22 protein-coding genes are annotated in these 22223 nt (G+C 69.2%); 14 read left to right on the plus strand and 8 right to left on the minus strand.

The features are described from left to right. On the minus strand, positions 1-1392 hold a 1392-nt coding region (locus VKA86_16535; GenBank protein ID HKK72815.1), incomplete at its 3' end, for a PilT/PilU family type 4a pilus ATPase. A 368-nt stretch (positions 1393-1760) separates the two neighbouring features. On the opposite strand from VKA86_16535, the gene VKA86_16540 reads away from it, so the two are divergent. Further along, positions 1761-2453, plus strand: a complete 693-nt coding sequence (locus VKA86_16540; GenBank protein ID HKK72816.1) for a uracil-DNA glycosylase — start codon at positions 1761-1763, stop codon at positions 2451-2453. Here VKA86_16540 and VKA86_16545 read toward each other — a convergent pair. Continuing rightward, complete coding sequence (locus tag VKA86_16545) at positions 2432-2848, minus strand: DUF423 domain-containing protein (GenBank protein ID HKK72817.1); 417 nt, start codon at positions 2846-2848, stop codon at positions 2432-2434. The genes VKA86_16540 and VKA86_16545 overlap by 22 nt on opposite strands. A 4-nt stretch (positions 2849-2852) precedes the next feature. Beyond that, positions 2853-3383 carry a cytochrome c-type biogenesis protein gene (locus tag VKA86_16550; protein ID HKK72818.1) on the minus strand — a complete coding sequence of 177 codons (531 nt, stop codon included), beginning with the start codon at positions 3381-3383 and terminating at the stop codon, positions 2853-2855. A 157-nt stretch (positions 3384-3540) separates the two neighbouring features. Between VKA86_16550 and VKA86_16555 the strand changes: the two genes are divergently transcribed. Then, positions 3541-5139 (plus strand): SpoIIE family protein phosphatase, encoded by a 1599-nt coding sequence (locus VKA86_16555; protein HKK72819.1) that lies wholly within the window; start codon positions 3541-3543, stop codon positions 5137-5139. A gap of 6 nt (positions 5140-5145) precedes the next feature. On the opposite strand, the gene VKA86_16560 is transcribed toward VKA86_16555, so the two are convergent. After that, on the minus strand, positions 5146-5607 hold the full coding sequence (locus VKA86_16560) for a hypothetical protein (protein ID HKK72820.1): 462 nt from the start codon (positions 5605-5607) through the stop codon (positions 5146-5148). Next, the gene (locus tag VKA86_16565) at positions 5604-6110 is read right to left on the minus strand and encodes a thioredoxin family protein (GenBank protein ID HKK72821.1); all 507 of its coding nucleotides are present in this window, start codon (positions 6108-6110) and stop codon (positions 5604-5606) included. The genes VKA86_16560 and VKA86_16565 overlap by 4 nt, the downstream gene beginning before the upstream one ends. A gap of 176 nt (positions 6111-6286) precedes the next feature. Between VKA86_16565 and VKA86_16570 the strand changes: the two genes are divergently transcribed. Both VKA86_16570 and def read left to right on the plus strand, forming a co-directional pair. Then, positions 6287-6523 (plus strand): ferredoxin, encoded by a 237-nt coding sequence (locus VKA86_16570; protein ID HKK72822.1) that lies wholly within the window; start codon positions 6287-6289, stop codon positions 6521-6523. A 30-nt stretch (positions 6524-6553) separates the two neighbouring features. Then, the gene (def, locus tag VKA86_16575) at positions 6554-7120 is read left to right on the plus strand and encodes a peptide deformylase (protein ID HKK72823.1); all 567 of its coding nucleotides are present in this window, start codon (positions 6554-6556) and stop codon (positions 7118-7120) included. Between the two features lie 62 nt (positions 7121-7182). On the opposite strand, the gene VKA86_16580 is transcribed toward def, so the two are convergent. Both VKA86_16580 and VKA86_16585 read right to left on the minus strand, forming a co-directional pair. Then, entirely contained in the window at positions 7183-8733 is a 1551-nt protein-coding gene (locus VKA86_16580; GenBank protein ID HKK72824.1) for a glycine betaine ABC transporter substrate-binding protein, read from the minus strand. Continuing rightward, positions 8730-9470 (minus strand): ATP-binding cassette domain-containing protein, encoded by a 741-nt coding sequence (locus VKA86_16585; GenBank protein ID HKK72825.1) that lies wholly within the window; start codon positions 9468-9470, stop codon positions 8730-8732. Before VKA86_16585 ends, VKA86_16580 begins: the two co-directional genes overlap by 4 nt. A gap of 213 nt (positions 9471-9683) precedes the next feature. Between VKA86_16585 and VKA86_16590 the strand changes: the two genes are divergently transcribed. From VKA86_16590 to VKA86_16620, 7 genes are read left to right on the plus strand one after another with little or no spacing between them, the layout of a single operon-like run. Next, complete coding sequence (locus tag VKA86_16590; protein HKK72826.1) at positions 9684-10223, plus strand: MarR family transcriptional regulator; 540 nt, start codon at positions 9684-9686, stop codon at positions 10221-10223. 3 nt (positions 10224-10226) lie between these two features. After that, positions 10227-10736 (plus strand): hypothetical protein, encoded by a 510-nt coding sequence (locus tag VKA86_16595; GenBank protein HKK72827.1) that lies wholly within the window; start codon positions 10227-10229, stop codon positions 10734-10736. After that, the gene (locus VKA86_16600) at positions 10733-12184 is read left to right on the plus strand and encodes a sodium:solute symporter family protein (GenBank protein ID HKK72828.1); all 1452 of its coding nucleotides are present in this window, start codon (positions 10733-10735) and stop codon (positions 12182-12184) included. Before VKA86_16595 ends, VKA86_16600 begins: the two co-directional genes overlap by 4 nt. Next, a complete protein-coding gene (locus VKA86_16605; protein HKK72829.1) occupies positions 12181-12303 on the plus strand; it encodes a hypothetical protein in 123 nt (40 codons plus the stop codon). The genes VKA86_16600 and VKA86_16605 overlap by 4 nt, the downstream gene beginning before the upstream one ends. A 2-nt stretch (positions 12304-12305) precedes the next feature. Then, on the plus strand, positions 12306-13391 hold the full coding sequence (locus VKA86_16610) for an aspartate carbamoyltransferase (GenBank protein HKK72830.1): 1086 nt from the start codon (positions 12306-12308) through the stop codon (positions 13389-13391). Between the two features lie 18 nt (positions 13392-13409). Continuing rightward, the gene (gene asnB / locus VKA86_16615) at positions 13410-15365 is read left to right on the plus strand and encodes an asparagine synthase (glutamine-hydrolyzing) (GenBank protein HKK72831.1); all 1956 of its coding nucleotides are present in this window, start codon (positions 13410-13412) and stop codon (positions 15363-15365) included. Positions 15366-15390: 25 nt separating this feature from the next. Then, complete coding sequence (locus VKA86_16620; protein ID HKK72832.1) at positions 15391-16650, plus strand: Zn-dependent hydrolase; 1260 nt, start codon at positions 15391-15393, stop codon at positions 16648-16650. A gap of 27 nt (positions 16651-16677) precedes the next feature. On the opposite strand, the gene VKA86_16625 is transcribed toward VKA86_16620, so the two are convergent. Continuing rightward, positions 16678-17973 (minus strand): S8 family serine peptidase, encoded by a 1296-nt coding sequence (locus VKA86_16625; protein HKK72833.1) that lies wholly within the window; start codon positions 17971-17973, stop codon positions 16678-16680. Positions 17974-18280: 307 nt separating this feature from the next. On the opposite strand from VKA86_16625, the gene VKA86_16630 reads away from it, so the two are divergent. The 3 genes from VKA86_16630 to VKA86_16640 are packed head-to-tail and all read left to right on the plus strand — an operon-like array spanning position 18281 to position 22135. Continuing rightward, positions 18281-18853 (plus strand): sigma-70 family RNA polymerase sigma factor, encoded by a 573-nt coding sequence (locus VKA86_16630; protein ID HKK72834.1) that lies wholly within the window; start codon positions 18281-18283, stop codon positions 18851-18853. Further along, positions 18850-19347 (plus strand): hypothetical protein, encoded by a 498-nt coding sequence (locus VKA86_16635; protein ID HKK72835.1) that lies wholly within the window; start codon positions 18850-18852, stop codon positions 19345-19347. Before VKA86_16630 ends, VKA86_16635 begins: the two co-directional genes overlap by 4 nt. 4 nt (positions 19348-19351) lie before the next feature. Beyond that, complete coding sequence (locus VKA86_16640; GenBank protein ID HKK72836.1) at positions 19352-22135, plus strand: CHAT domain-containing protein; 2784 nt, start codon at positions 19352-19354, stop codon at positions 22133-22135. Positions 22136-22223: the final 88 nt, after the last annotated feature.

Consider the following 22223-nt stretch of genomic DNA (forward strand, 5'->3'; position numbering starts at 1 on the left):
GCGGATCTGCGCCTGCCGATCGGCGGGGAACTGGTCGATGATCCGGTCGACGGTGCTGCAGGCCGTGGTGGTGTGCAGCGTACCGAAGACCAGGTGACCGGTCTCGGCCGTCTCGATGGCCATCTCCATGGTCTCGAGATCACGGAGCTCGCCCACCAGGATCACGTCGGGATCCTCGCGCAGAGCCGCCCGCAACGCGCTCTTGAAGCTGTCGGTGTGCACGCCGACCTGCCGCTGGTTCACCAGGCACTGCTTGTTCGGGTGCACGAACTCCACGGGATCCTCGATCGTGATGATGTGCTCGCGCCGTTGCTCGTTCACCAGGTCGATCAGCGAGGCGATGGTCGTGGACTTCCCGCTGCCGGTGGGTCCGGTGACCAGCACCAGGCCCTTGTTCAGCAGTGCGAGCTCACGCACTTCCTTCGACAACCCGAGCTCGTCGGCCGGGACGATGTCGTCGGGGATCGCCCGGAACACCGCCGCCGGACCGCGGCGATCGAAGTACAGGTTCGCGCGGAAACGGCTGACGCCCTCGATGGCGTAGGCGAAGTCGGTGTCGTGGTGCTTGAGGAACTGGTCGCGATTGCGCTGCGGCGTGATCGCGAAGAGCATCCGGAACAGTTCGTCGGCCTCGAGCGGCTCGCGCTCGCCGTCGAGCTCCACGTGGCCGTCCACGCGGTAGACCGGCGGCTGTTCGCAGCACAGGTGAAGGTCGCTGGCCTGTTTCTCGACCGTCGCCCGCAGCAGTTCGTCGATCAGAGCGCGGTAGTTCGGCGGCAGATCGTCGGGCACCAGCAGGTCGGTCTGGTGGTCGTCCAGCGACGGGAGCGAGCTCGGGTCGAACCTGGGGACGCCGTTGGTGGACGTCACGGCGTCGGCCACCGCCGTCGCCGCGTCGGCGTCCTCGGCGCTCATCTCGTGCCACGATCCCGATGGGGCCGACGGACCGGATCCACCGCCGTCCGGCTGATACTCGTCGGGAGGCACCGCGGCCACCGCGGCCGAGTCCGCCTCCGGCGGCGGGGTCTCGCGCGCGATCTCCTGGGCCACGTCGGCGAAGGACGCATCGGTGGCATCGCCGGAGCCGTTCTTCGCGGTCTCCCAGATGGTCGCGACCATGGTGCCCTGATCGTCTTCCAGTACACCGGTGTAGGTGAGGGCACCCACCGAGTACACGAAACTCGCCGTCCCGTCCTCGCGGTAGGTGTCGATCACGTTGGGGTCGGCGAGTTCGGTGACCAGGGCCAGGATCTTGTCCGCGTCGAGCATCGCCTTGCTCACGGTCTTGGTGCCCGACAGGAAACGGAAGGCGGGCGCGCGGTCCTGTTCGAGGATCAATGCCTCGGCCTGGTACTCGGAAAGAGCAGAGAGGAAGCGATCGAGTTGGGCCATGACCGCCTTCGGTGGTTCGAGCGTGCACGAGGAAGCAGAGCTGAGGTGTGCCGGGTGACGGCCATGGTGCTCGTCCTCGCTGGTTGCCTCAGTCGAGACCGCCACCCGGCACGGTCGGCCACAGCACAGGGTGTGCCCACGTCCGAGGTACGACATCCCGTGGCACGACCCGGCACACCGAGGTACGTTCCACCACCGGTACCCGCGCGCCGGCCGCGCCGGCCGCTCTCGCACCGGAGCAGGCTGCACGATCGCGTGTGGGTCTTCGCGAGGCGCCCGTCACCACCGGGCTTCGCCGATGTCCGAAGCGGGCCGACGGACGAGGGCGCGTGGTTCCGCGTGACGGCGGAGAGGAAGGGGAACGACCCATGTCGATCCGGAACTTCCGCGCGATCCAGCGTGCGATCGTCGACTGCGACCGCTGTCCGCGTCTGCGCGCGCACTGCGCGAAGGTCGCCGCCGAGCGCAGGAAACAGTTCGCCGATCAGCAGTACTGGGGACGTCCGGTCCCCTCGTTCGGCGATCCACGCGCGCGCATGATGATCGTCGGACTCGCTCCCGCCGCCCACGGCGCCAACCGCACCGGCCGCATGTTCACCGGCGACAGTTCGGGCGACTGGCTGTACGAAGCCCTGCACCGCTACGGTTTCGCCAGCCAGGCCAGGTCGGTCTCGGCCGACGACGGCCTGGAGCTCGACGACTGCCTGGTCTCGGCCGCCGTCCACTGCGCGCCCCCTCAGAACAAGCCCACCCGAGAGGAACAGGACACCTGCCGGCACTGGCTGCACCGCGAGATCGACGAACTCGATCCGGAACTGGTGATCGTGCTCGGCCGCATCGCATGGGACGCATGGCTCCGCCTGCTCGACGAACGCGGTGTCGACCTCCCCTCACCGCGTCCGGAGTTCGCGCACGACCGTTTCGTGGAAATCGACCGAAGCCCGCTCGTGTTGCAGAGCTACCATCCGAGCCGCCAGAACACGAACACGGGTCGCCTGACCCGACGCATGTGGCACGCGGTGTTCCGTCGGGCCCGGCGTCACCTCGACTCGCTGGACTGATCCTCGACGCGCCCGCGACCCACGGCCCAGACCAGCAGCAACCAGGCCGCGATCAGACACACCCCGCCGATCGGAGTGATCGCACCCAGCCACGGCATGTCGAGGAGGACCAGCGCGAACAGGCTGCCACTGAACACCACGGTCCCGGCCACGAAGAACGACCCGGCCCATCGCAGACGAGCCGGGTCGAAGCGATCGTGCAGCACGGACACCAGCAGCATGACGGGAACGTGCGCCATGAGCAGGCGCACGCCGGTGTCGAAGGTGTCCAGACGGCGTGGAGGCACGTGTTCGGCCAGACCATGCGCCCCGAAAGCGCCCGCGGCCACCCCGATCGCACCGAGCACGGCGGCCGTGCGCAACAGCGTGCGATCGGTCGATCGGGGAATGCTCACGATCTCAGCGCGAGCGGGCCGACAGCTCGCGCTCGAGTCGCCGCTCGAGGTCCGGGTCGGAGGTGTAGTCGCTCTCGACCTCACGCGTCGGCACCGAGTCGTGGAGCTTCATCGACTGCTGCCGCTGCAGGAACCACAGGATCACGCCCAGGCCGACGAGCACCGCCAATACGGGAAAGATCCACACGAGCATGTTGAATCCCTCGAACCGTGGCGCCGAGAGGATCGACTCGCCGTAGCGCGAAATCAGCTCGTCGGTGATCTGCTCCTCGGTCCATCCGGCGGCGACCCAGCCCTTGATCTCCTCGCGAAGCACCGCGGCCTTGCCCGAGGTGCAGTCGCGCAGGTTCGAGCCGGGGCAGTAGGGGCTCATGTACTTCATCTGCAGGGACAGCGACATGTCCGCGATCTCCTGCTCGCTGCGCTCGACGGTGCCCGACGGCACACCGGCATCCTGGGCGAAGCCGGGGGCCGCGAGGAACAGACCGAGCACGGCGATCAGGACGAGCGCCGGAAAGCGACCACGCATGGACATGGGATCCTCCGGAGAAGGGCATGGGGGCACCGAATACCGTACCAGATTCACAGCTCGGCGCATCGTCCAACGGTGTGATGCGAGCACGGCGATTGTGCAAGGGCTCGCCGCAGGCTACTCTTCCTGTCCAACGCCACGGTCCCGGAGACGTTCCCACGTGATCGAATTCGAACTCGTCGTCAACGGCCAGTTGACCCCCCTGCAGCTCGTGGACGGGCTGCACCGGGTCGGCCGCGCCCCCGACAACGACATCACCATCTCGGTTCCCAGTGTGAGCAAGCACCACGCGGTTCTGCGCGTGGAGGGCGGGGCCCTGTTCGTTCGCGACCTTGGCAGTACCAATGGTACTGATATAGACGGAAAGCCCATCGGCAACGAGGAGATCGAGGCCGGGAAACACGCGACGGTGCGTTTCGCCGGGGTCCCGCTCTGGCGGGCGGTCCGCCAGGACGACTCCACGGCAACGCTCTCGCGCGACGAGGAAGTCAGCCCCTCGACGATATATCGTCCCGATGAGGACTACAGCGAGTCCGCTCGGGCCCGAATCGTCGACATGTTGTCGAATCTGTTCGAGCTGGTGGCGTCGGAGGCCGACGCCCAGGAACTCGAGCGCCAGGCCTGCGGCTTCGTGTCGCGCTTCGTCGACACCGACCGGGTGATCCTGCTGCAGGACGAGGGCGAGGGCACCGAGCTGAGCGTGAAGGCCCAGTGGCTGTCCCAGGGCAAGGCGTCGACCCAGAGCCAGGAGCGCCTGCGCCTGAGCACGACCCTGGTCGGCCAGGTCCTGAGCGAGCGCTCGTCGGTGCTCGTGGCGAACACGCTGAACGACCCGCGCTTCGCCGATCAGGGCAGCATCCTGCACCTCGACCTGAAGTCGGCCATGGCGGCCCCGCTCTTCGACAACCAGCGCGTGCGCGGGATTCTGTACGTCGACTGCAGTCGACCCCAGGTGCAGTACGACACCGAGGACCTGCAGGTGCTCACCGCCACCGCCAACGCCGTGGCGGTGAAGCTGCGCACGCTGACGCTCGAGAAGGAGATCCGCACCGCGGCGCGGATCCAGATGGCCATGCTCCCCGAGGACCTCCCGGTTCCCGAGGGCTGGTCGCTGGACTGCCACCTGACCATGTGCCGCGAGGTCGGCGGCGACCTCTACCACTGTCTGCCCCGCCCCGACGGACGCACCCTCCTGGTGCTCGGCGACGTGGCCGGCAAGGGCGTGCCCGCGTCGCTGGCCATGGCAGCGACCATCGTGCTGATCCGTTCGCTGAACGACCTGGGCACCAGCCTCGAGGACATGGCTCCGCATCTGAACTCCCAGCTCGGCGAGAGCCTGGCCCCGGAGCAGTTCGTGACCCTGTTCGTGGCCGAGCTCGACCACGAGACGGGACGCCTACGCTACTTCAACGCGGGTCACGAGCCGCCGCGGATCCACCGCAAGGTCTCCGACGCGATCGAGGAGCTGCCGTCGACCGGCCGCCCCACGGCCATGCTCCCGTTCGGTGACTTCGGAGTGTCCGAGTGCACGCTCGAGATCGGCGACACCCTCGCGGTGTTCAGCGACGGAATCCCCGAGGCCACGCGCAGTGGCGACGAGTTCTTCGGTCTCGAGGGAGTCGACGCCGCTCTGCGCACGCACGCGACCGATCACGTGTCGGCGATCCGGCAGTCGATCCTGGCGGCGATCGAGGACTACCTGGAAGCGGAACGCGCGTCGGACGACATCACGCTCATGATCCTGCGACGCTCGGCCTGACCCGGGTCACCGGAACTGGGCCACGAACACCGCGCGGTCCGACCGGCCGGGTCCCGACGACGCCAGCAGCAGCAGCGAGACGGCGTAGAAGATCGCCGTGATGCCCAGATCGACACCCAGGACCGACAGCAGCAGCCCGTAGACCCCGATCCCCTCCATCAGGGCCCACCGCAACACGCAGTACACCACGTAGCTGGCGCGCGAGAGCGCGGCGATCATCTGCCGCAGCAGGAAGACCACGAGCACGTGCAGACCCGAACCCATGGCCAGGAAGATCAGCAGCCAGGTCTCGAGTTCCTGGTCGACGACCTGCGTGCGCGAGGGCACCACGGTTACGGTCAGCACCGCGTAGAGCACGATCGACACCATCATGGCGATCCAGATCCAGGGGAGCTTCGACTCGCCCGGCTGGACCTGCTGTGCGCGCTCGTAAGCGTCGTCGTGGGGCGACGCCGGAGGTCCGTTCACCGTCCGGACGTCTCCTCTTGGGGAAGCTCGCGCAGCCACGACACGATGGTCTCGTAGGCCGGCTGGCCCTCGTCCATGAGTTCGCCGTCGGCCCCGTAGATCTTGAAGTGCGGGATCGAGCGGATGCCGTACTGCTGCAGCACGGGCGAGGTCCAGTCGATGCCTTCCTTGCCCGGGCGGTTCACGTCGACCTTCACCACCTGGATGTCGTCACGCTCCTCGTGCAGACGATCGAGCCAGGGAGCGATCTGCACGCAGGGCGGACAGTAGTCGCTCATGAAGTCGAACACGGTGATCTGGCCCTCGGCCAGGTAGTCGGTGATCTCGGTCCGCTGGCCCTGGGCGATGCGGATGGGCTTGTCCGTGTCCGCCGTCTGCTCCTGCTGCGCCGCGGAGGCCTCCGGCCCCGCCTCGTCGGCATTGCTGCTGTTCGAGGTGCAGGCGATCAGCGTGAGGCTCAGGAAGAGCGCGGCCAAGGTGGTCGGGCGGAGCGGAAGTCGCATGTCGTGTCTCCGTACGGAATGCCCCGGGGGACCGGACTCCCCCGGATGGGTGTGGGGACAAGAATAGCCCCTCTGAGGGCCAACGCACTTGCGGGCCTGTGAAGTTCCCGCTAAACACACCGCGGAACGGCCCGTTCCGGCCTGTTTCCCCCGGTCCCCCGGCCCAGGACCCGGTCATGGCCGATCGCGACGACAAGCTCCCGGGCCAGGCTCCCGGCCCCTACTACGTCGACGGCCAGTGCATCGACTGCGACCTGTGCCGTCAGGCCGCCCCGGCCAACTTCGAGCGCAACGACGCCGAGGGCTTCTCGTACCTGGCCCGCCAGCCCGAGACCGACGAAGAGCACGCCGCGTGCCGCGAGGCCCTCGAAGAGTGCCCCGTCGAGGCGATCGGCGACGACGGCGAGGACTGAATCCCGTCCTGCCCACGAGAGGTGGAACCCGTGAAGCACGTCCTGAAGGTGGCCCGCATGGGCAATCCGGTGCTCCGCCGCAAGGCCGAGCCCGTGGATCCCGCCGCCATTCCCAGCCGCGAGTTCCAGGACTTCGTCGACTCCATGCTGCTGACCATGCACGAGTACTCGGGCATCGGCCTGGCCGCCCCGCAGGTGCACAAGAGCCTGCGCGTGGTGGTGTTCCACGAGGGCGCCGGACTCACCGACGGCGACGGGGAACCCCTGACCGCGCTGATCAACCCCGAGGTCACGCCGCTCACCGAGGACCTGCGCGCGATCTGGGAGGGCTGCCTGAGCGTGCCCGGCCTGCGCGGCCGCGTGTCGCGCCCCGAACGGATCCGCGTCACCGGCCTCGACCGCAAGGGACGCGCGGTCGACCTCGAACTCGAGGACTTCGACGCCGTGGTCACCCAGCACGAGTTCGACCACCTCGACGGCGTGCTCTACACCGACAAGGTCGACGATCCGACCCTGCTCGTGTTCGAGGACGAGTTCGAGCGCTTCTGGGCCGAGAAGGCCGAGGAGGACGGCGACTTCGTCGACGACGAGGGTTGATCTTGGCCGCGGGCCGCCCGCGGTGCCACTTCTTCACCGACTGCAGCGATCCCTGGTAGGACTCAGACCCGCGGCCGCAGCGACCACTCCACCAGCGCCAGCAGTCCGTCCACCAGCAGCGCCAGCACCGCCGCCGGCAGCGCGCCGCTCAGGATGATCGCCGCGTCGTCGAGCTGCAGGCCGGCCACGATCGGCTCGCCCAGTCCACCCGCGCCGATGAACGCGGCCAGCGTGGCCGTTCCCACACAGATCACCGCCGCCGTACGGATCCCGGCCAGGATCACCGGCACCGCCAGCGGCAGCTTCACGTGCACGAGTACCTGCCGCGGTGTCATGCCGAGCGCCGTGGCGCTCTGCGCGGCGGCCGGCCCCGCGTCGCGCACGCCGGTGAAGGTGTTCCGCACGATCGGGTAGAGCCCGTACAGGAACAGCGCCGCGATCGCCGGCGGCGCGCCGACGCCCAGCAGCGGGATCATGAAGGCGAGCAGGGCGATCGAGGGAATGGTCTGCAGGATCCCCACGCCGCGGATCACGGTCTCGGCGCGGCCGGCCTGGCGTTCGAGCACCAGGCCGAGCGGAACGGCCACGAGGATGCTCAGCGACAGCGCCCCGAACACCAGTCCCAGATGTTCCAGCGTGCGCTGCAGCAGCGCGCCTCGCTCGTCGACCAGGACGTCGAAGACGTTTCTCTCACGCCCACCATCGCCCGCGGCCGCCGACGCCGCCGCGGCCTCGGCGCCGGTGACCACGCCGAGCTGTTCGAGGAACTCCGCGGCCACGCGTTCGATCGGTTCGCCGTCGACCTCCACCCGACGGTTGAGGGCGCGCATCGAATCCTCGTCGAGCACGTCCGACAGACGCTGCAGCCGTATGCCCAGCCGCGGGTGGGCGTCGAGCGTGGGGCCGTGCACGAGCGGTGCGGCAGAGTAGGGCGGGAACACGGCGCGCGGATCGTCGAGCACGAGCAGGTCGTGGACGAGGATCAGTCCGTCGGTGGTGTAGACGTCGATGACGTCGACCTCGCCGTCGCCGGCCGCGGCGTACTTCAAGGTCTGTTGCATGCCGACCAGGCGCTGCGGATCGAGGCCGTAGACCGCGCGCAGCCCCACGAGCCCGTCGCGCCGCTGTTGGAACTCGTAGCCGAAGGCGTAGCGCAGGTCGTCGCCCCGCGCGGCGAGGTCGGCAATGGTGCGCAGGTCGCGTTCCTCGGCCACCGCCCGGCGCACGGCGACCTCGTAGGCGTTCTCGAAGCCGAGCGGTGCGAGCCAGCGCAGGTCCCAGCGATCGCGGAAGATCCGGCGCACCTTCGCCAGCACCTCGGACTCGGTCCCCGTGGCCGGTTCGCCGAGCAGAGTGACCAGGCCGGTGCCCGTGTACTCGGGGTAGACGTCGATCGAGCCGTTGCGCAGCGCGCGGAAGCACACCGACGTGCCGGCCAGGTTGAAGCGGCGGTCCACCCGGAACGCGCCGCCGGCCTCGAGCGTCTGCGCGAAGATCTCGGCCAGCAGGCGGCTCTCGGAGAAGTTCTTCGAGCCGACGACCACGGTGGGCGCGTCCTGCGCGGCGACCGGGGCCGCCAGCAGGAGCACCACGAGGACGATCCGGGTGCTCACGCCACGCTCCCCGAAGCCCGCAGCAGCGCGCGCACGTAACCGTTGGCGGGCGCGGCCCGGAGTTCGGCGGCGCTGGCCTGTTGCTGGACCGCGCCGTCGCGCAGGACGACCACGCGATCACCCAGGCGCAGGGCTTCGGCCATGTCGTGCGTCACCAGCAGCGTCGTCTTGTGCAGATCGCGCTGCCAGCGGGCGACCTCGTCCTGCAGTTCGGTCCGCAGGACCGGGTCGAGGGCACCGAAGGGCTCGTCGAGCAGCAGCACCCGTGGGTCGGCGGCGAGCGCGCGGGCGAAGGCGACACGCTGCCGCTGTCCACCCGAAAGGGCACTCGGACGGCGGTCGGCGAAGCTCGCCGGATCGAGACCCACGAGCTCAAGCAGTTCGCGCGATCGGGCGACACGTCGTTCCCGCGGCCAGTCGAGGAGCCACGGCACCAGCTCGATGTTCTCGCGCACGCTCCAGTGTGGCAGCAGGCCTCCGTCCTGCTGCACGTAGCCGATCGAGCGGCGCAGGCCTTCCACCGCGACCGCGTCGACGGACGTGCGGTCGACCTCCACCCGCCCACCGCTCGGCCGGACCATGCGGTTGAAGCACTTGAGCAGGGTGGTCTTGCCGCTGCCGCTCTCGCCCACCAGGGCCACGGTCTCGCCCTCGGACACCCGCAGCGACACGCCCCGCAGGGCCTGCACCCCGCCGGGGTAGGTCACGTGGAGATCGTCGCAGGAGAGCGCGCTCATGGACAGCAGCCTAGGCGATCGAGATCGCGGCGTCTCGGTGCGCCCGCGACGATCGTTCGTGTACGAAGGAGATCTCTGCCGTCAACCTTCGGACTTCCAGCCCTCTGCTGGCATGTTCTTGGGCATGAGAGCCGAATTCTGCCGCAGGTTGAGATCGGGGCGAAATTTTGTACACTAAGTTTCTCGTTCGCCCGATCCCGAGACGAGGGCACCTTGGCCAGCGATCCCGACATCGAGACCCGCATCGTCGCGTCGATCCGGCGGATCATGCGCGCGGTCGATCTGCACTCGCGGCACCTCGTCGACGAGTTCGGACTCACCGGACCACAGCTCGCCGTCCTGCAGGCCGTGACCCGGTGCGAGCCGGCCACGCCCGGCGCGATCGCGCGCTCGGTCCGGATCAGCGCGGCCACGACCACGGGGATCCTCACGCGCCTCCAGAAGCGGGGACTGATCGTCCGCACCCGCGGCGAGAGCGACCGGCGCACGGTGCGGGTCGACCTGACCGACGCCGGGCGGAAGGCCCTGGCCGCCGCGCCCTCGCTGTTGCAGGACCGCTTCCGCGATCAGCTCGTGCACCTCGAGGGATGGGAGCGGAGCATGATCCTCAGCGTGCTCCAGCGCATCGCCACCATGATGGACGCCGAGGACCTCGAAGCCTCGCCAATGCTCGTCACCGACGACTCCACGCTGGTCTTCCGTGGGCCCCCCGGCGAAGACCGCGAAGACCAGGACTTCATCCGGGAGAACTGAACCGTGCGCCCGATCCGTTCCGGCCGGAGCGCGATGCACCTGGCGTGGTGCATCGTCCTCCTCGGCTCCCTTCTCGCACCCGTCGCCGCGGCGCGGGCCGAGGTCCCGACGCCGCCCCGCTGGGACCACGACGCACGCATGTCCAGCAAGGACGGCTACGCCCAGTTGGAATGGATCGTCGAGGACGACACCGTGCACTGGGTCTACCAACTCGAGGAAGGTCGTCTGCCCGGTTTCGAGGACACGATCCTGCGCCACGAGGGGCCGCAGCACAGTTCCTTCGTATCGGGGCTCGAGAACGGGACCAGCTACTTCCGCGTGCGGGCCCGCCACCCCGACCGGCCCGACGGCTGGAGCGAGTGGTCGCAGACCCTCGAGATCGAGGTGCAGCACTACAGCCGTAGCTTCGCGCTCACACTCATGGGGATCGGCGCGGTCGTGTTCCTGGCCACCGCGGTCTTCCTGATCGTCCACCGCAACGATCCCACCCCGCACGCGAGGAGTTCCCGATGAACGAAGCATCGGCACTGCTCGACCCCACCATCGGTTGGATCCTGCTCGCCGCGCTCTCGGTGATCTGGGTGGGTCTGGGTGTGTACTGGGGCCGCAAGGCCTCGAACCTCGAGGGCTTCATGCTGGCCGGACGCAACGTCGGACTGGCCCTGGGCACCGCGACGGCGGTGGCCACGTGGATCACCTCGAACACGACCATGCTCGCCCCGCAGTTCGCCCTGCAGCTCGGCGTGTGGGGCATGCTGGCCTACTGCACGGCCAGCTTCGGTCTGTTCCTGTTCGCGCCCATGGCCGAGCGGATCCGTGCACTCATGCCCAACGGCTACACCAGCGCCGAGTTCGTGCGCCTGCGCTACGGGAACTTCGCGTGGGGAATCTTCCTGGTGATCTCGCTGTTCTACGGCATCACCTGGATGATCAGCATGGGCATGGCCGGCGGCATTCTCATGGAGGCGCTGGCCGGGATCCCCTACGTGTACGGAATGACCACGATCCTGCTCGTGTGCGTGCTCTACACGCTCTTCGGCGGTCTGTTCGCAGTGATCGGCACCGACTTCATCCAGAGCTGGATCATCCTCGTGGGCGTGTGCGTCGTGGCGATCGCGGTGCTGTCGACGGTGTCCATCGACGAGATCTACGCCAACCTGGAACGCAATCGCCCCGCGCTGCTCGACGTGCTCTTCCCCGCCGCGATCATGGCGATCTTCAACAACATGCTGTTCGGCCTGGGCGAGATCTTCCACAGCAACGTGTGGTGGAGCCGCGCCTTCGCCATGCGCGAAGGCGTGGGGCGCAAGGCCTACGGCCTGGCTGGCCTGATCTGGCTTCCGATTCCGATCGTGGCCGGTTTCCTCGGACTCGCCGCCCCCGCCCTGGGCATCAACATCGCGCGGCCCGACATGGTCGGACCGGTCGTGGCGGGCACGGTGCTCGGCACCTTCGGCGCGGTGCTGGTGTTCGTGGTGGTCTTCGCATCGTTGGCGTCGAGCATCGACAGCCTGCTGGCGGCCATGAGCGATCTGGTGTTGAACGACTTCGTCAAGCAGATGTTCGCCCGCGACGCCTCCGACGAACAACTCCGCCGTTGGGGCATGGCCGTGATCATCGGGATCGGCCTGATCACCTGGCTGATCTGCGTACCGCGAGTGGGCACGTTGGCCAGCGTGCTGTTCTTCGCCGGCCCGCTGGTGGGCAGCGCGATCTGGCCGATCATCGCCGGGCTGTACTGGCAACACGCCAATCGCCACGGAGCGGTGGCGGCCATGTTGCTGGGCTCTGCCGGTGGTCTGATCACCTACTTCACCGTGGGCTGGTACGCCGCCTCGCTCATCGGAACCGCCGTCTCAATGGTCGTCGTCGTCGTCACCACGCGCTTCGCGCCGCAGTCCTTCGACTGGGCGCGGCTCGACGCGGGTCCGCACGCGACGACCTCCGAGGAGGTCGCATGAACTTCTCGCTCGGATTCTTCACCGTGGCCGTCTTCGGTGCGATCGCACTCGCACTGATCGCGGCCGTCTTCCTTCCCGTCCTGTTCGTGCGCGACGCACGCAAGAAGAGGCTGTGGTAGCCATGGTACAACCCGTCGGAACCTCGACGACCAACGTGCAGAGCAACTCCGTGGGCGCCATGCTCGATCCACGGAACCTGCTGAACCACTACCGGAACGCGCTCGACTGGGACCTGCTGCGGAAGTTCGAGGGCGTGTCGATCCTCAACACGCGGCAGTTCGTGCGGCGCGAGGTCGTGGAGCTGGCCAAGTTCTCGGCCCTGCTGGAACAGACCGAGATCGCCAGCTCGCATCCACTCGACGGCAAGATCTGCATCACCTCGTTCTTCGAAGCGAGCACGCGGACACGGCTGAGCTTCGAGGCGGCCACCCTGCGCTGCGACGGCCGTGTCCTCAGTGTTCCCGACGGCAAGGTCACGGGAATCGCCAAGGGCGAATCGCTGTCGGACATCGGCGAGATGTTCAACACCTACGGCGACCTCGTGATCATGCGGCATCCCGAGACCACCGCGATCGAGGAGATCCGCCGGAACCTGCGCCTGCCGCTGATCAACGCGGGCAACGGCACCGGCGAACACCCGACGCAGGCCCTGCTCGACTGGTACGCCCTTCTCAAGTGGAGGCCCGACCTCGCGACCGAGGACTTCACGGGAGACGAGTTCCACATCGGGATCGTGGGAACGCCCCGCGACATGCGCGCCGTGAAGAGCTTCATGCGCATGTCCATGCTGTTCGACAACGCCATCGGCAAGATCACCGTGGTCAGCGAACAGAAGCAGCCACTGGGGAGGGAGCTCGCCGAGGACGTCGAGAACTCACCGATCGAGGTGGAGATCCGCAGCGACATGCAGAGCGTGCTGCACGAGTTCGATGTCATCTACATGAACTCGATCGCCCTGCTCGAGGGCAGCTACGAGCTGCTGGGCAAGGAGTTCTCGCTCGACGCGAACAGCAACCTGAAGGAGAACGCGGCGATCCTCCACCCGCTGGCCCGCCGTGACGAGCTCGCCGCCAGTCTCGATCGTACGAAGCACAATCTGTACTTCGCCGAAGCCGCCGGTGCGGTGTTCATGCGCCAGGCGCTCCTGGTGAGCGTGTTGGGGCGCATCGACTCGCTCCCGGACTCCATCATCTACCTCTCGAGCTGACCGGAACGGAGCGACGACATGTGTGGAATCGTGGGGAGCTGGGAGCTCGGACCGTGGTCCGAGGCCCGTCGCGAAGGACTGGAACGCGGAATGCAGCTGTTGCAGCACCGCGGACCGGACGGTCGCGGCCAGTGGATCGACGAAGACGAGGGCCTGGCCATGGGCCACACCCGCCTGTCGATCATCGGACTCGACGCCGGAACCCAGCCCATGGTCGGTCCCGACCAGCAGCAGGTGCTGACCGTCAACGGTGAGTTCTACGACTACAAGTCCATCCGCGCGCGCCTGGCGTGTGAGAACCTGCGCTTCGAGTCGCGCAGCGACAGCGAGGTGGCCCTGCACCTGTACCGCCGGCGCGGTCTGGACTTCGTGCACGACCTGCGCGGCGAGTTCGCCGTGGCCCTGTACGATCGCTCACGCGACCGCATGGTCTTCGTGCGCGATCGCTTCGGCATCAAGCCTTTGTACCTGCACCTCCGCCGCGACCGCGTGGTCTGGGGGTCCGAGGTCAAGGCCCTGCTCGCGCAACCCGGGGTCCCGCGGAAGCTGTCGCCGCAGGCCTCGATGAACCAGCTCATGCACACCATGGTGCCGGGGACCACGGCCTTCGAGGGCATCGAACAGATCCTGCCCGGACACATGGTGATCGTGGAGCGACGCGGCGACCGCTTCGAAGTCACCCGCACGCGCTACTGGGACTTCGAGTTCCCCCGAGCCGACGAGTTCGAGGACGAACTGCCACCCGAGCACTGGATCAGCCGGGTCCGCGAGGAACTGATCGACGCGGTGCGCGTGCGGCTCGAGGCCGACGTGCCGGTGGGTTGCTACCTCAGCGGCGGGATCGACAGCTGTTCGATGCTCGGCCTGGCCACGCCGTTGCAGCAGTCTCCCGTGAAGGCCTACACCATCAGCTTCGACCACGCCGACTTCGACGAGTCGAAGATCGCCCGGGAGATGGCCGAGAGCGTCGGTGCCGACCAGGAGGTCCTGGAGCTGAACGCGGCCAACCTGTACGGCCACAGCTACGTGCGCACCCTGTGGCACGCCGAGCGTACCTTCTACAACACACTGGGCGTGGCCAAGTGGCACATGAGCCGCCGCGTGCGCGAGTCGGGCTACAAGGTCGTGGTCACCGGCGAGGGCAGCGACGAGCTGTTCAGTGGCTATCCATTCCTCAAGCGCGACCACTTCCTGCACGGCGGCGACGACCAGACCCCACGCCAGCTCAGCGACGTGAACCGCGTGTTCCAGGGGTCGATCCTGGCCGAGACCCAGGCCTCGCACCCGGCCTGGGACGAGCTCTGCGGGTTCACGCCGAGTTGGATCCAGCCGTGGATCCTGACCCACGACCATGCCCGCGGCCTCTTCGCCGACCCCGTGCTCGAGCAGCTGCGCGACTACGATCCCGTGGCGGCGATCGCCGCGCGGATCGACCCCTCCATGGTGCAGGGACGTCACCCCCTCGACCGCGCCCAGTACACCTGGAGCAAGACCATGCTCGAGGGGCAGATCCTCACCTGGGGAGGCGATCGCGTCGACATGGGCAACTCCATGGAGTCGCGTCCGGCCTTCCTCGACCACCACGTGGCCGAACTGGCCCGTTGCATTCCGCCGCGCTACCGGATCCACGAGGGAACCGAGAAATGGGTGCTGCGCGAAGCGATGAAGGGCGTCCTGCCCGACGTGCTGTACAAGCGCGAGAAGTTCGCCTTCATGGCCCCGCCGGCACACACCGACCAGCGCAAGCGTAAGGCGGTGGAGGACCTGCTGGCGTCGCACATGACGCCCGACCACGTCCGCGATGCCGGACTCTTCGACGTCGACCGGATCGACGGCTTCCTGCAGTCGTGGCGGACCGAGAGCGACCCGGCCCGGGCAACCCGCAATGACATCCTCGTCAATCACCTCCTGGGGCTGCATCTTCTGCACGAGCTCTTCGTGGCCGGCGACGGCTCGCCGCCACCGTTGCCCTAGACTCGACGCATCTCGGAGGAACCCCATGGGTGTCCGCACGGCCGCCGACCCGACGATCGATCTCGACCGCCTGCAGAAGGACTTGCTCGACCTCGGCCAGATCGGCCGCAGCGACGAGGACCACGGCGTCCACCGCCTGGCCTTCACCGAGGCCGACATGGAAGGCCGCCGCTGGCTGTTGCAGAAGATCGAAGAGGCCGGCGGCGCGGCGCGTCTGGACGAGGTGGGGAACGTGGTCGGGCGCTGGTTCGACGACATCGACGCGCCCGCCGTGGTGCTGGGTTCGCACATCGACTCGGTGCGGGCGGGCGGTCTGTTCGACGGCACCCTCGGCGTGCTCGCCGGTCTGGAGTGCGTCCGCACCCTCCGCGATCGTGGCCTCGAACCGGAGCGGCCCATCGAGCTCGTCGCCTTCGCCGACGAAGAAGGACGTTTCGGGGGTATGCTCGGCGCCCAGGCCTACTGCGGGCAGGTCACACCGGACTGGGTGCACAACGCGATCAGCGTGCAGGGCGTGCGCCTGGTCGACGCCATGCGCGAGGCCGGTCTCGATCCCGAGCAGGCTACGATGGCCACCCGCGACCCCGACACGCTGCACGCCTTCCTCGAGCTGCACATCGAACAGGGGCCGGTGCTCGAGACCGAGGGCCGCCACGTGGGCGTGGTCACCGGGATCAGCGGCGTGTTCAAGTGGCTGGTCCGCCTGATCGGCAAGGCCAACCACGCGGGCACCGCGCCCATGAACATGCGCAGCGACGCCTTCATGGGTCTGGCCGACTTCGCCCACGAGATCGAGCGGATCATCGACGAGGACGGGAGCGACTCGAGCCGGATCACCGTGGGCATGGCGACGCTCAAGCCCGGCTACCCGCACACCGTGCCGGGCGAGGTCGAGTTCTCGATCGTGGGCCGCGACTCCGACGCCGAGGTCATGCACGATCTGGCCAACAGCTGCCGCAAGGTACTGTCGGCGATCGGGCGTCGTCACAAGCTGTACTTCGAGTACGACCAGCTGAGCTGGCTCGATCCGCAGCCCTGCGATGCCGGCGTGATCGAAGCCTTCGAGCGGCAGGCGAAGAAGCTGGGCCACGATCCGCTGCTCATGCCCAGCGGTGCCGGCCACGACACGCAGTTCATGGCCACGACGTGTCCGGCCGGGATGATCTTCGTGCCCAGCGCCGGGGGTGTGAGCCACGCTCCCGACGAATGGACCCAGTGGTCCGACGTCGAGATCGGCGCGAACGTGCTCCTGCACACGGTGATGGAGTTCGCGGGCGTGGAGTGATCCGCGCGGCCCTCGACGGTCGGTGGATCAGTCGTCGTCACCCGACAGGGCCGAGAGCACGGCAGCCGGGAGGTCGATCGACCGTAGCCCGCTGGCCGTGATCCGCCGGGCGGTCTCCTCGACGAAATCGTCCACGTCGTCGGTCTCGCCGAGCAACCCGGCCACGACCGCGAGTGCTCCACTCGCGCTCCCGGTCGCCATCGAGGTTCCGGTGGCCGATGCCCACCGTCCCCCGGGGAACGCGCTCAGCACCCCGACCCCGGGCGCCGCGAGATCGACTTCGCTGGCGGCGCTGAACCCGGCCAGAGCGAATCCGGCGTCGAGGGCCGCGATCGAGACCACCTCGTCGTCGCTCGCCGGATACAGGGCCGCCCCCGGGCGATTCCCCGCCGCACCCACGATGACCATGTCGTCCTCGAGCTCGTCGAGGATCTCCTCGATCACCGCCGCCTCGTCCGACAGCACCAGACTCAGGTTGACGATGTCCGCACCCCACGCGGCGGCGCGGTAGAGTCCGCGCGCCAGGTCGAAGGCCGTGCCGACTCCGTCGGAGTCGAGTACGCGGATGCTCAGGATCTCGGCCCCCGGCGCCACGCTGGCCACGATCCCCGCCACGTGGGTCCCGTGACCGTAGGCCTCGTCGAAGACCCCGTCGCCGTCGGTGTCGACTCCCTGCTCGATCTCGATCGAACCGAGTCCCCACTCGCCTTCCTCGATGAGCTGCACGCGCCCGGCGAGTAGCGGATGCGTCGGATCGACGCCGGTGTCGAGCACGGCGACCTTCACCCCCGCACCCCGCGCACTCGCGTGCACCTCGTCGAGGTTCCACGCCGCGAACGCATCCTGCGCCGGAAGGTCGGAATCGAAGTCGCCTTCGTAGAAGCTCATCGTGAGCTCGACCGGCGAGCTGAACTCCATGGGACCATCGGTCTGGAAGGCCAGCACGCGCGGATCGTCGATCAGGTCGTCGGCGTCGAAGGTCCCGTCGACCAGCACCATCCGCCCGCCGCCGAGCGTCTGCACGAGCTCGAAGTCGTACTCGGTCAGGACCGCGTCGCGCGTCGTGGCGAGGGAGTCGACCAGGAACAGGCTCAGGTCGGCGATGGGCGCCGGATCGGTCGGGTCGTCGGCGGGAGGGTCGTCGGCGGGAGGATCGTCACCCGGAGGGTCGTCGGCGGGAGGGTCGTCGGGTACCTCACCCGGCGGCGGATCCTCGCCCGGTCGGAGGGGGTTCGACGGGTCGTCGGTGGAACAGCCCGCCACGCCCAGCGCGCAGACGAGGGCGAATCCGAGGAGACGCGCACCGATTCCGAAGCGTTTCATGGTGTCCGGGACCTCTCGCCGACCGACCCCGAAGGACCGATCCCGACCGTGGGGTGTGTGTGCCGTCAACACGGCCTGAGGTGCTCCGTCGATCCGTCGTTGATACACCTCACGCATCGAATCCCGGCCCCCGCGTGCAGGGTTCGCTGTGGATTCGTGACCCAAGAGTATCAACCGCGGGTCGAAACGTCACCTGGGTCACGACGAAGGGCGAGGTGGGCGCGGGGGTCGATCGGCTGGCCGCGGGCGACGGCAGACCGTAGAATCCGGCCGGATCCCGCAGACCCGAACGCGAATCGGAGCGACCGTGGCCCGCGCGCCCTCCCGTCCATCGCCGCGAGACCTCGACGACCCCGCGCTGGTGGCACGGTGTCTCGAGGACGACGAACGCGCCTGGAAGACCCTGGTGACGAGGTATCGGGCCTTGGTGTACTCGACCGCGCTGCGGACCGGCATCGACGACGAAACGGCGGGCGACGTCTTCCAGCAGGTGTGGATCGAACTGCACCGCTCGCTCGACCGCGTCCGCGACGCCCAGGCCCTGCCGCAGTGGCTGATCGTCACCACGCGCCGCGTCGCCTACAAGATCGCCACGAAGAACGACCGCCCCGTCGAGGGCGCACTCGACGAGATGGTCGATCCGTCGGCGCTTCCGGGCGACGAGCTGCAGGAGCTGCAGGACCTCCAACGCATCCGCGACCACATCGAGGCACTGGGCGGAACCTGCGCGCGGCTGCTGCCGCTGCTGTTCTTCGACGAGCGCGAGCCCGACTACAAGAAGATCTCCGAGACCGCCGGCGTCGCCGTCGGATCGATCGGCCCTCTCCGCGCCCGCTGCCTGAAGCGGCTGCGCGCCCGCCTCGAGGAGCAACGGCCATGAGTGCACGCCGTCGTTCGGCGCAGGAATGGCTCGACCTGCTCGCGCAGGGCGGAGCACGGTGGAAGGAACCGCCAGAGGACCTGGTCTCGCGCGCTCTCGGCGCACGCAGTGAGAAGCGCATGCCCCGCGCGAAGCGCCGTCGCACGGTCCACTGGGACGCCGCCGACGTGCGCAGCCCCGGCGGTCCTTCGGTGGCCGACGACGCGAAGATCGTCGCCGGATCGTGTCCGGGCGGCGAGGTCAGCGTGCTCGTGCACCCGCCCCTGCAGAACGCCACCTGGAGCTTCGAGGCCCGGATCTGGTTCGCCGAACCCGACGGCACCGCCCGCGCCATCATCGGTCTGGTCCACGACGACCACGTCCTGCAGCGCCACGAAGTGGCCGACGGCGAGATGCTCCGCTTCGAGGAGATCGTACCCGACGGGTGGAGCCTGGAGATCCACCTGCCCGACGGCGACACGGTCGTGCTGGACGACCCCTTCCACGCGGAGTGAGACCTTGGGCGACGGCACGCACTCCTCCGCGGTGGAGACCGCCGACGCCCTGCTCGCCCTCCCTGCCGACGCGGGGCTCCTGCGCGCGTGGTCCGGCGTTCGCTCGTCGACCGAGGCCTTCGGCGTCCTGCAGTCGCTGGTCCTGCAGCTGATCCGCGAGCGGCCCACCCTGGCGAACCACGTGGTGGAGCACGCGCTCGCGTCGGAGTCGATCGACGACGCGGTCGACCGCCTGCGCCTCATCCGGCTGCACGCGCACACGGCCAAGGCCACCGGAGACCTTCCCGCTTCGCTCGAGCGCTACGCACAGGCGTTCGAAGGGCTGCGCAGCATCGACGATCCTGTGGAGGCCGCCCGCACCGTGATCGGCTGGAGTGACGCGCTCGCCCTGGCCGGAGACTCCCGCGCCGCGCAGGAACGGATCCACCAGGCCCGCGCCCTTCTGGGCCGGCGCGACCCCGTGGCGGCCGTACGGCTCGAGGGTTCGGCCGCGACCGTTCACTACCTCGCCGGAGAGTACGATCAGGCCGAAGCCTTGTATCGCCGAGCGCGCGACCGCGCTCGGCGGCGGCACCAACCGGTCGACGCGGCCGTGTGCACCTTCAACCTGGCGAACGTCGACCTGCTGCGTGGGCAGGCGTCGCGGGCCCGGCGCGGCTACCGGCGAGCCCACGACGTGTTCGCGGCCCAGGGGCTCGAACTCGCCGCACTGCAGTGCCGCTACGGCATCGCCGCCTGCGAACTGCACCGCGGATCGTGGCCCGACGCGATCGCCGAACTCGACCGCGTGGCCGAGCAGATCCGCGAACGCGGCGACCGCCGCGGCGCGGCGGCGATCGATCACGAGGCCGCGGAACTGCTCACGAGCCTCGGCGCCGATCCGGTGGCCGAGGTGCACGCCCGCCGGGCCCGTGCCGACTTCACCGCCATGGGACTGGGCCCCGAGCGCGCCCGCGCCGCGGCCCTGCACGGGCGGATCCTCGCCCACATGGGGCGCGGACACGACGCACTCCGGCGGGTCGACGAAGCCGCGACCGCTTTCGAGTCGATGGGACGCGACGACGTCGTGGAACGACTCACGCTCGAGCGGGCCCACGTCGACCTCGGTCGCGGCCGCATCCCCGACGACACCGCCCTCGACACGATCGTGCGCCGGGCGACACGCCGCGGCGATCGGACCACCGCCACCCGCGCCCGCACCCTGCGCGCCGAGACGGCTCTGCGCGGCGGTCGGACGGGTTCCGCCCTGCGGTTGGCGCGGCGCGCTCACGACGACGCGGCGCGACCGCCGCTCACCGGCCTGCGGCCCCGCCTCGCCCTGCTCGTGGCGCGGGCCCACGCCGCGGCCGGTCGCGGCGACGACGCCGTCCGCTGGGCACGGAAGGCCGTCCGGGCCCAGGAGCGTCTGGCCGCGCGCGTCGGAGACCAGGCCGAGAGCCTGGGCGTGGGCCACGCCCGCGACCGGATCGCCGGCGACGCGGTCGACATCGTGCTCGAACACGGCGGATCCGACGCGCCCCGCCAGGCGCTTCGCCTGCTGATGTCGCTGCGCGAGGGGTCGGTCTTCGCCGACCTGCTGCGCGGTCGCCACCACAGCGTGCGCGAGGACCTGCGCGCCGCCCTGGCCCGCGTGCGCGACCGTCTCATGGAATCGGGCGGCACGGCCGACGACGTACGGTCGGTGGCCCTGGGACACGAGGTCCACCGCCTGGAGCGGCGTCTGCGTCTGCAGAAGGACCCGGCACCGCCGTCCGCGGTCTGGACACCGCGCCACGGGACCCCGCGCACGTGGATCGATCGTACCGGTGGCCGGCCCCTGGTCATCTACGACCGGACCGATCAGCGCTGGGGCGCCTTCGTCGTGGAACGCGGTGGACGCACCCGCTACGTCGACCTTCCCGACGCCGGGACGGCGCTCCGCGAGCACTGGATCCCCCTGCGCATGCTCTTCGAGGCGCTGGCGCGGACGCCCGCGCGGGCGAGGGACCGACTGCTGGGCCGCACCGTGGACGAAGCCCGGGCGGGCCTGACCGGAGTCACCGACGCGCTGTGGACGCCGCTCGCCCTCGACGCATCCGAGGTCGTCGTCGTCTCGACCGGCGCGATGAACGGCGTGGGCCTCGAGGCCGCGCTCCTCGAGACCCTGGGCCGCGATGCCCCCGTGCTGGCCCGCGTGCCCCACCCGGAGCTGCTGGTCGTCGGGGACCGGCCGCGGCGTCCCCGCGCCCTGCTGGTCGAAGGCACCGTCCCGGGCGCGCGTCGCGAGATCGAGGAGATCGAGAGCCGGCTGCAGCGTTCGGGATGGAAGGTGGACGTGGCCCGTTCCCGCGCGGAGTTCCTGGCCACGCGCACGACCTACGGTCTGGTCCATCTGGCCACCCACGGCAGCTTCCACCGCCACCGATGGGTGTCGAACGGCCTGCAACTTCCCGACGGATGGCTCGGCTTCGAACAGCTCGACCCGCGCCGCGTGCGCGACGCGTTGCTCGTGTTCGACAGCTGCGAGTCGGGCCTGCAGAACGAGGCGCCCGGCGCCGAGCTCGACGGCTGGGCCAGCGCCGGCTTCGCCGCCGGTGCCCGTGACATCGTGCTGCACCAGTGGAAGATCGACGACGCCTCGGCCACGCGGTTCATGGGTGCGTTCTACGGCGAGGTGCTGGACGCCGCGTCGATCGCCCACGCCGTCCACCGTGCACGCCGGACGGTGCGGGAGGCCACACCCCACCCCTTCGCCTGGGCCAGCACCTTCCTGTCGAGCCGCACGCCCTTCGCCGGCAACGGTTCCTGATCCGCAAATCGCGCTCCTGCATCGCCTTGCCGCTCTCGGGAGCGGCTCCTATACTCCCGTGCGACTCCCCACGGGCCCCCGGTCCGAT

This window comes from Candidatus Krumholzibacteriia bacterium (assembly GCA_035268685.1).
In the GTDB taxonomy this organism is placed as follows: Bacteria; Krumholzibacteriota; Krumholzibacteriia; order JAJRXK01; family JAJRXK01; genus JAJRXK01.

Coding starts and splice junctions, on each gene's coding strand:
- VKA86_16540 (HKK72816.1), top strand. CDS start 1,761: ATGTCGATCCGGAACTTCCGCGCGATCCAGCGTGCGATCGTCGACTGC.
- VKA86_16550 (HKK72818.1), bottom strand. CDS start 3,383: ATGTCCATGCGTGGTCGCTTTCCGGCGCTCGTCCTGATCGCCGTGCTC.
- VKA86_16565 (HKK72821.1), bottom strand. CDS start 6,110: ATGCGACTTCCGCTCCGCCCGACCACCTTGGCCGCGCTCTTCCTGAGC.
- VKA86_16570 (HKK72822.1), top strand. CDS start 6,287: ATGGCCGATCGCGACGACAAGCTCCCGGGCCAGGCTCCCGGCCCCTAC.
- VKA86_16585 (HKK72825.1), bottom strand. CDS start 9,470: ATGAGCGCGCTCTCCTGCGACGATCTCCACGTGACCTACCCCGGCGGG.
- VKA86_16600 (HKK72828.1), top strand. CDS start 10,733: ATGAACGAAGCATCGGCACTGCTCGACCCCACCATCGGTTGGATCCTG.
- VKA86_16605 (HKK72829.1), top strand. CDS start 12,181: ATGAACTTCTCGCTCGGATTCTTCACCGTGGCCGTCTTCGGTGCGATC.
- VKA86_16610 (HKK72830.1), top strand. CDS start 12,306: ATGGTACAACCCGTCGGAACCTCGACGACCAACGTGCAGAGCAACTCC.
- asnB (HKK72831.1), top strand. CDS start 13,410: ATGTGTGGAATCGTGGGGAGCTGGGAGCTCGGACCGTGGTCCGAGGCC.
- VKA86_16620 (HKK72832.1), top strand. CDS start 15,391: ATGGGTGTCCGCACGGCCGCCGACCCGACGATCGATCTCGACCGCCTG.
- VKA86_16625 (HKK72833.1), bottom strand. CDS start 17,973: ATGAAACGCTTCGGAATCGGTGCGCGTCTCCTCGGATTCGCCCTCGTC.
- VKA86_16635 (HKK72835.1), top strand. CDS start 18,850: ATGAGTGCACGCCGTCGTTCGGCGCAGGAATGGCTCGACCTGCTCGCG.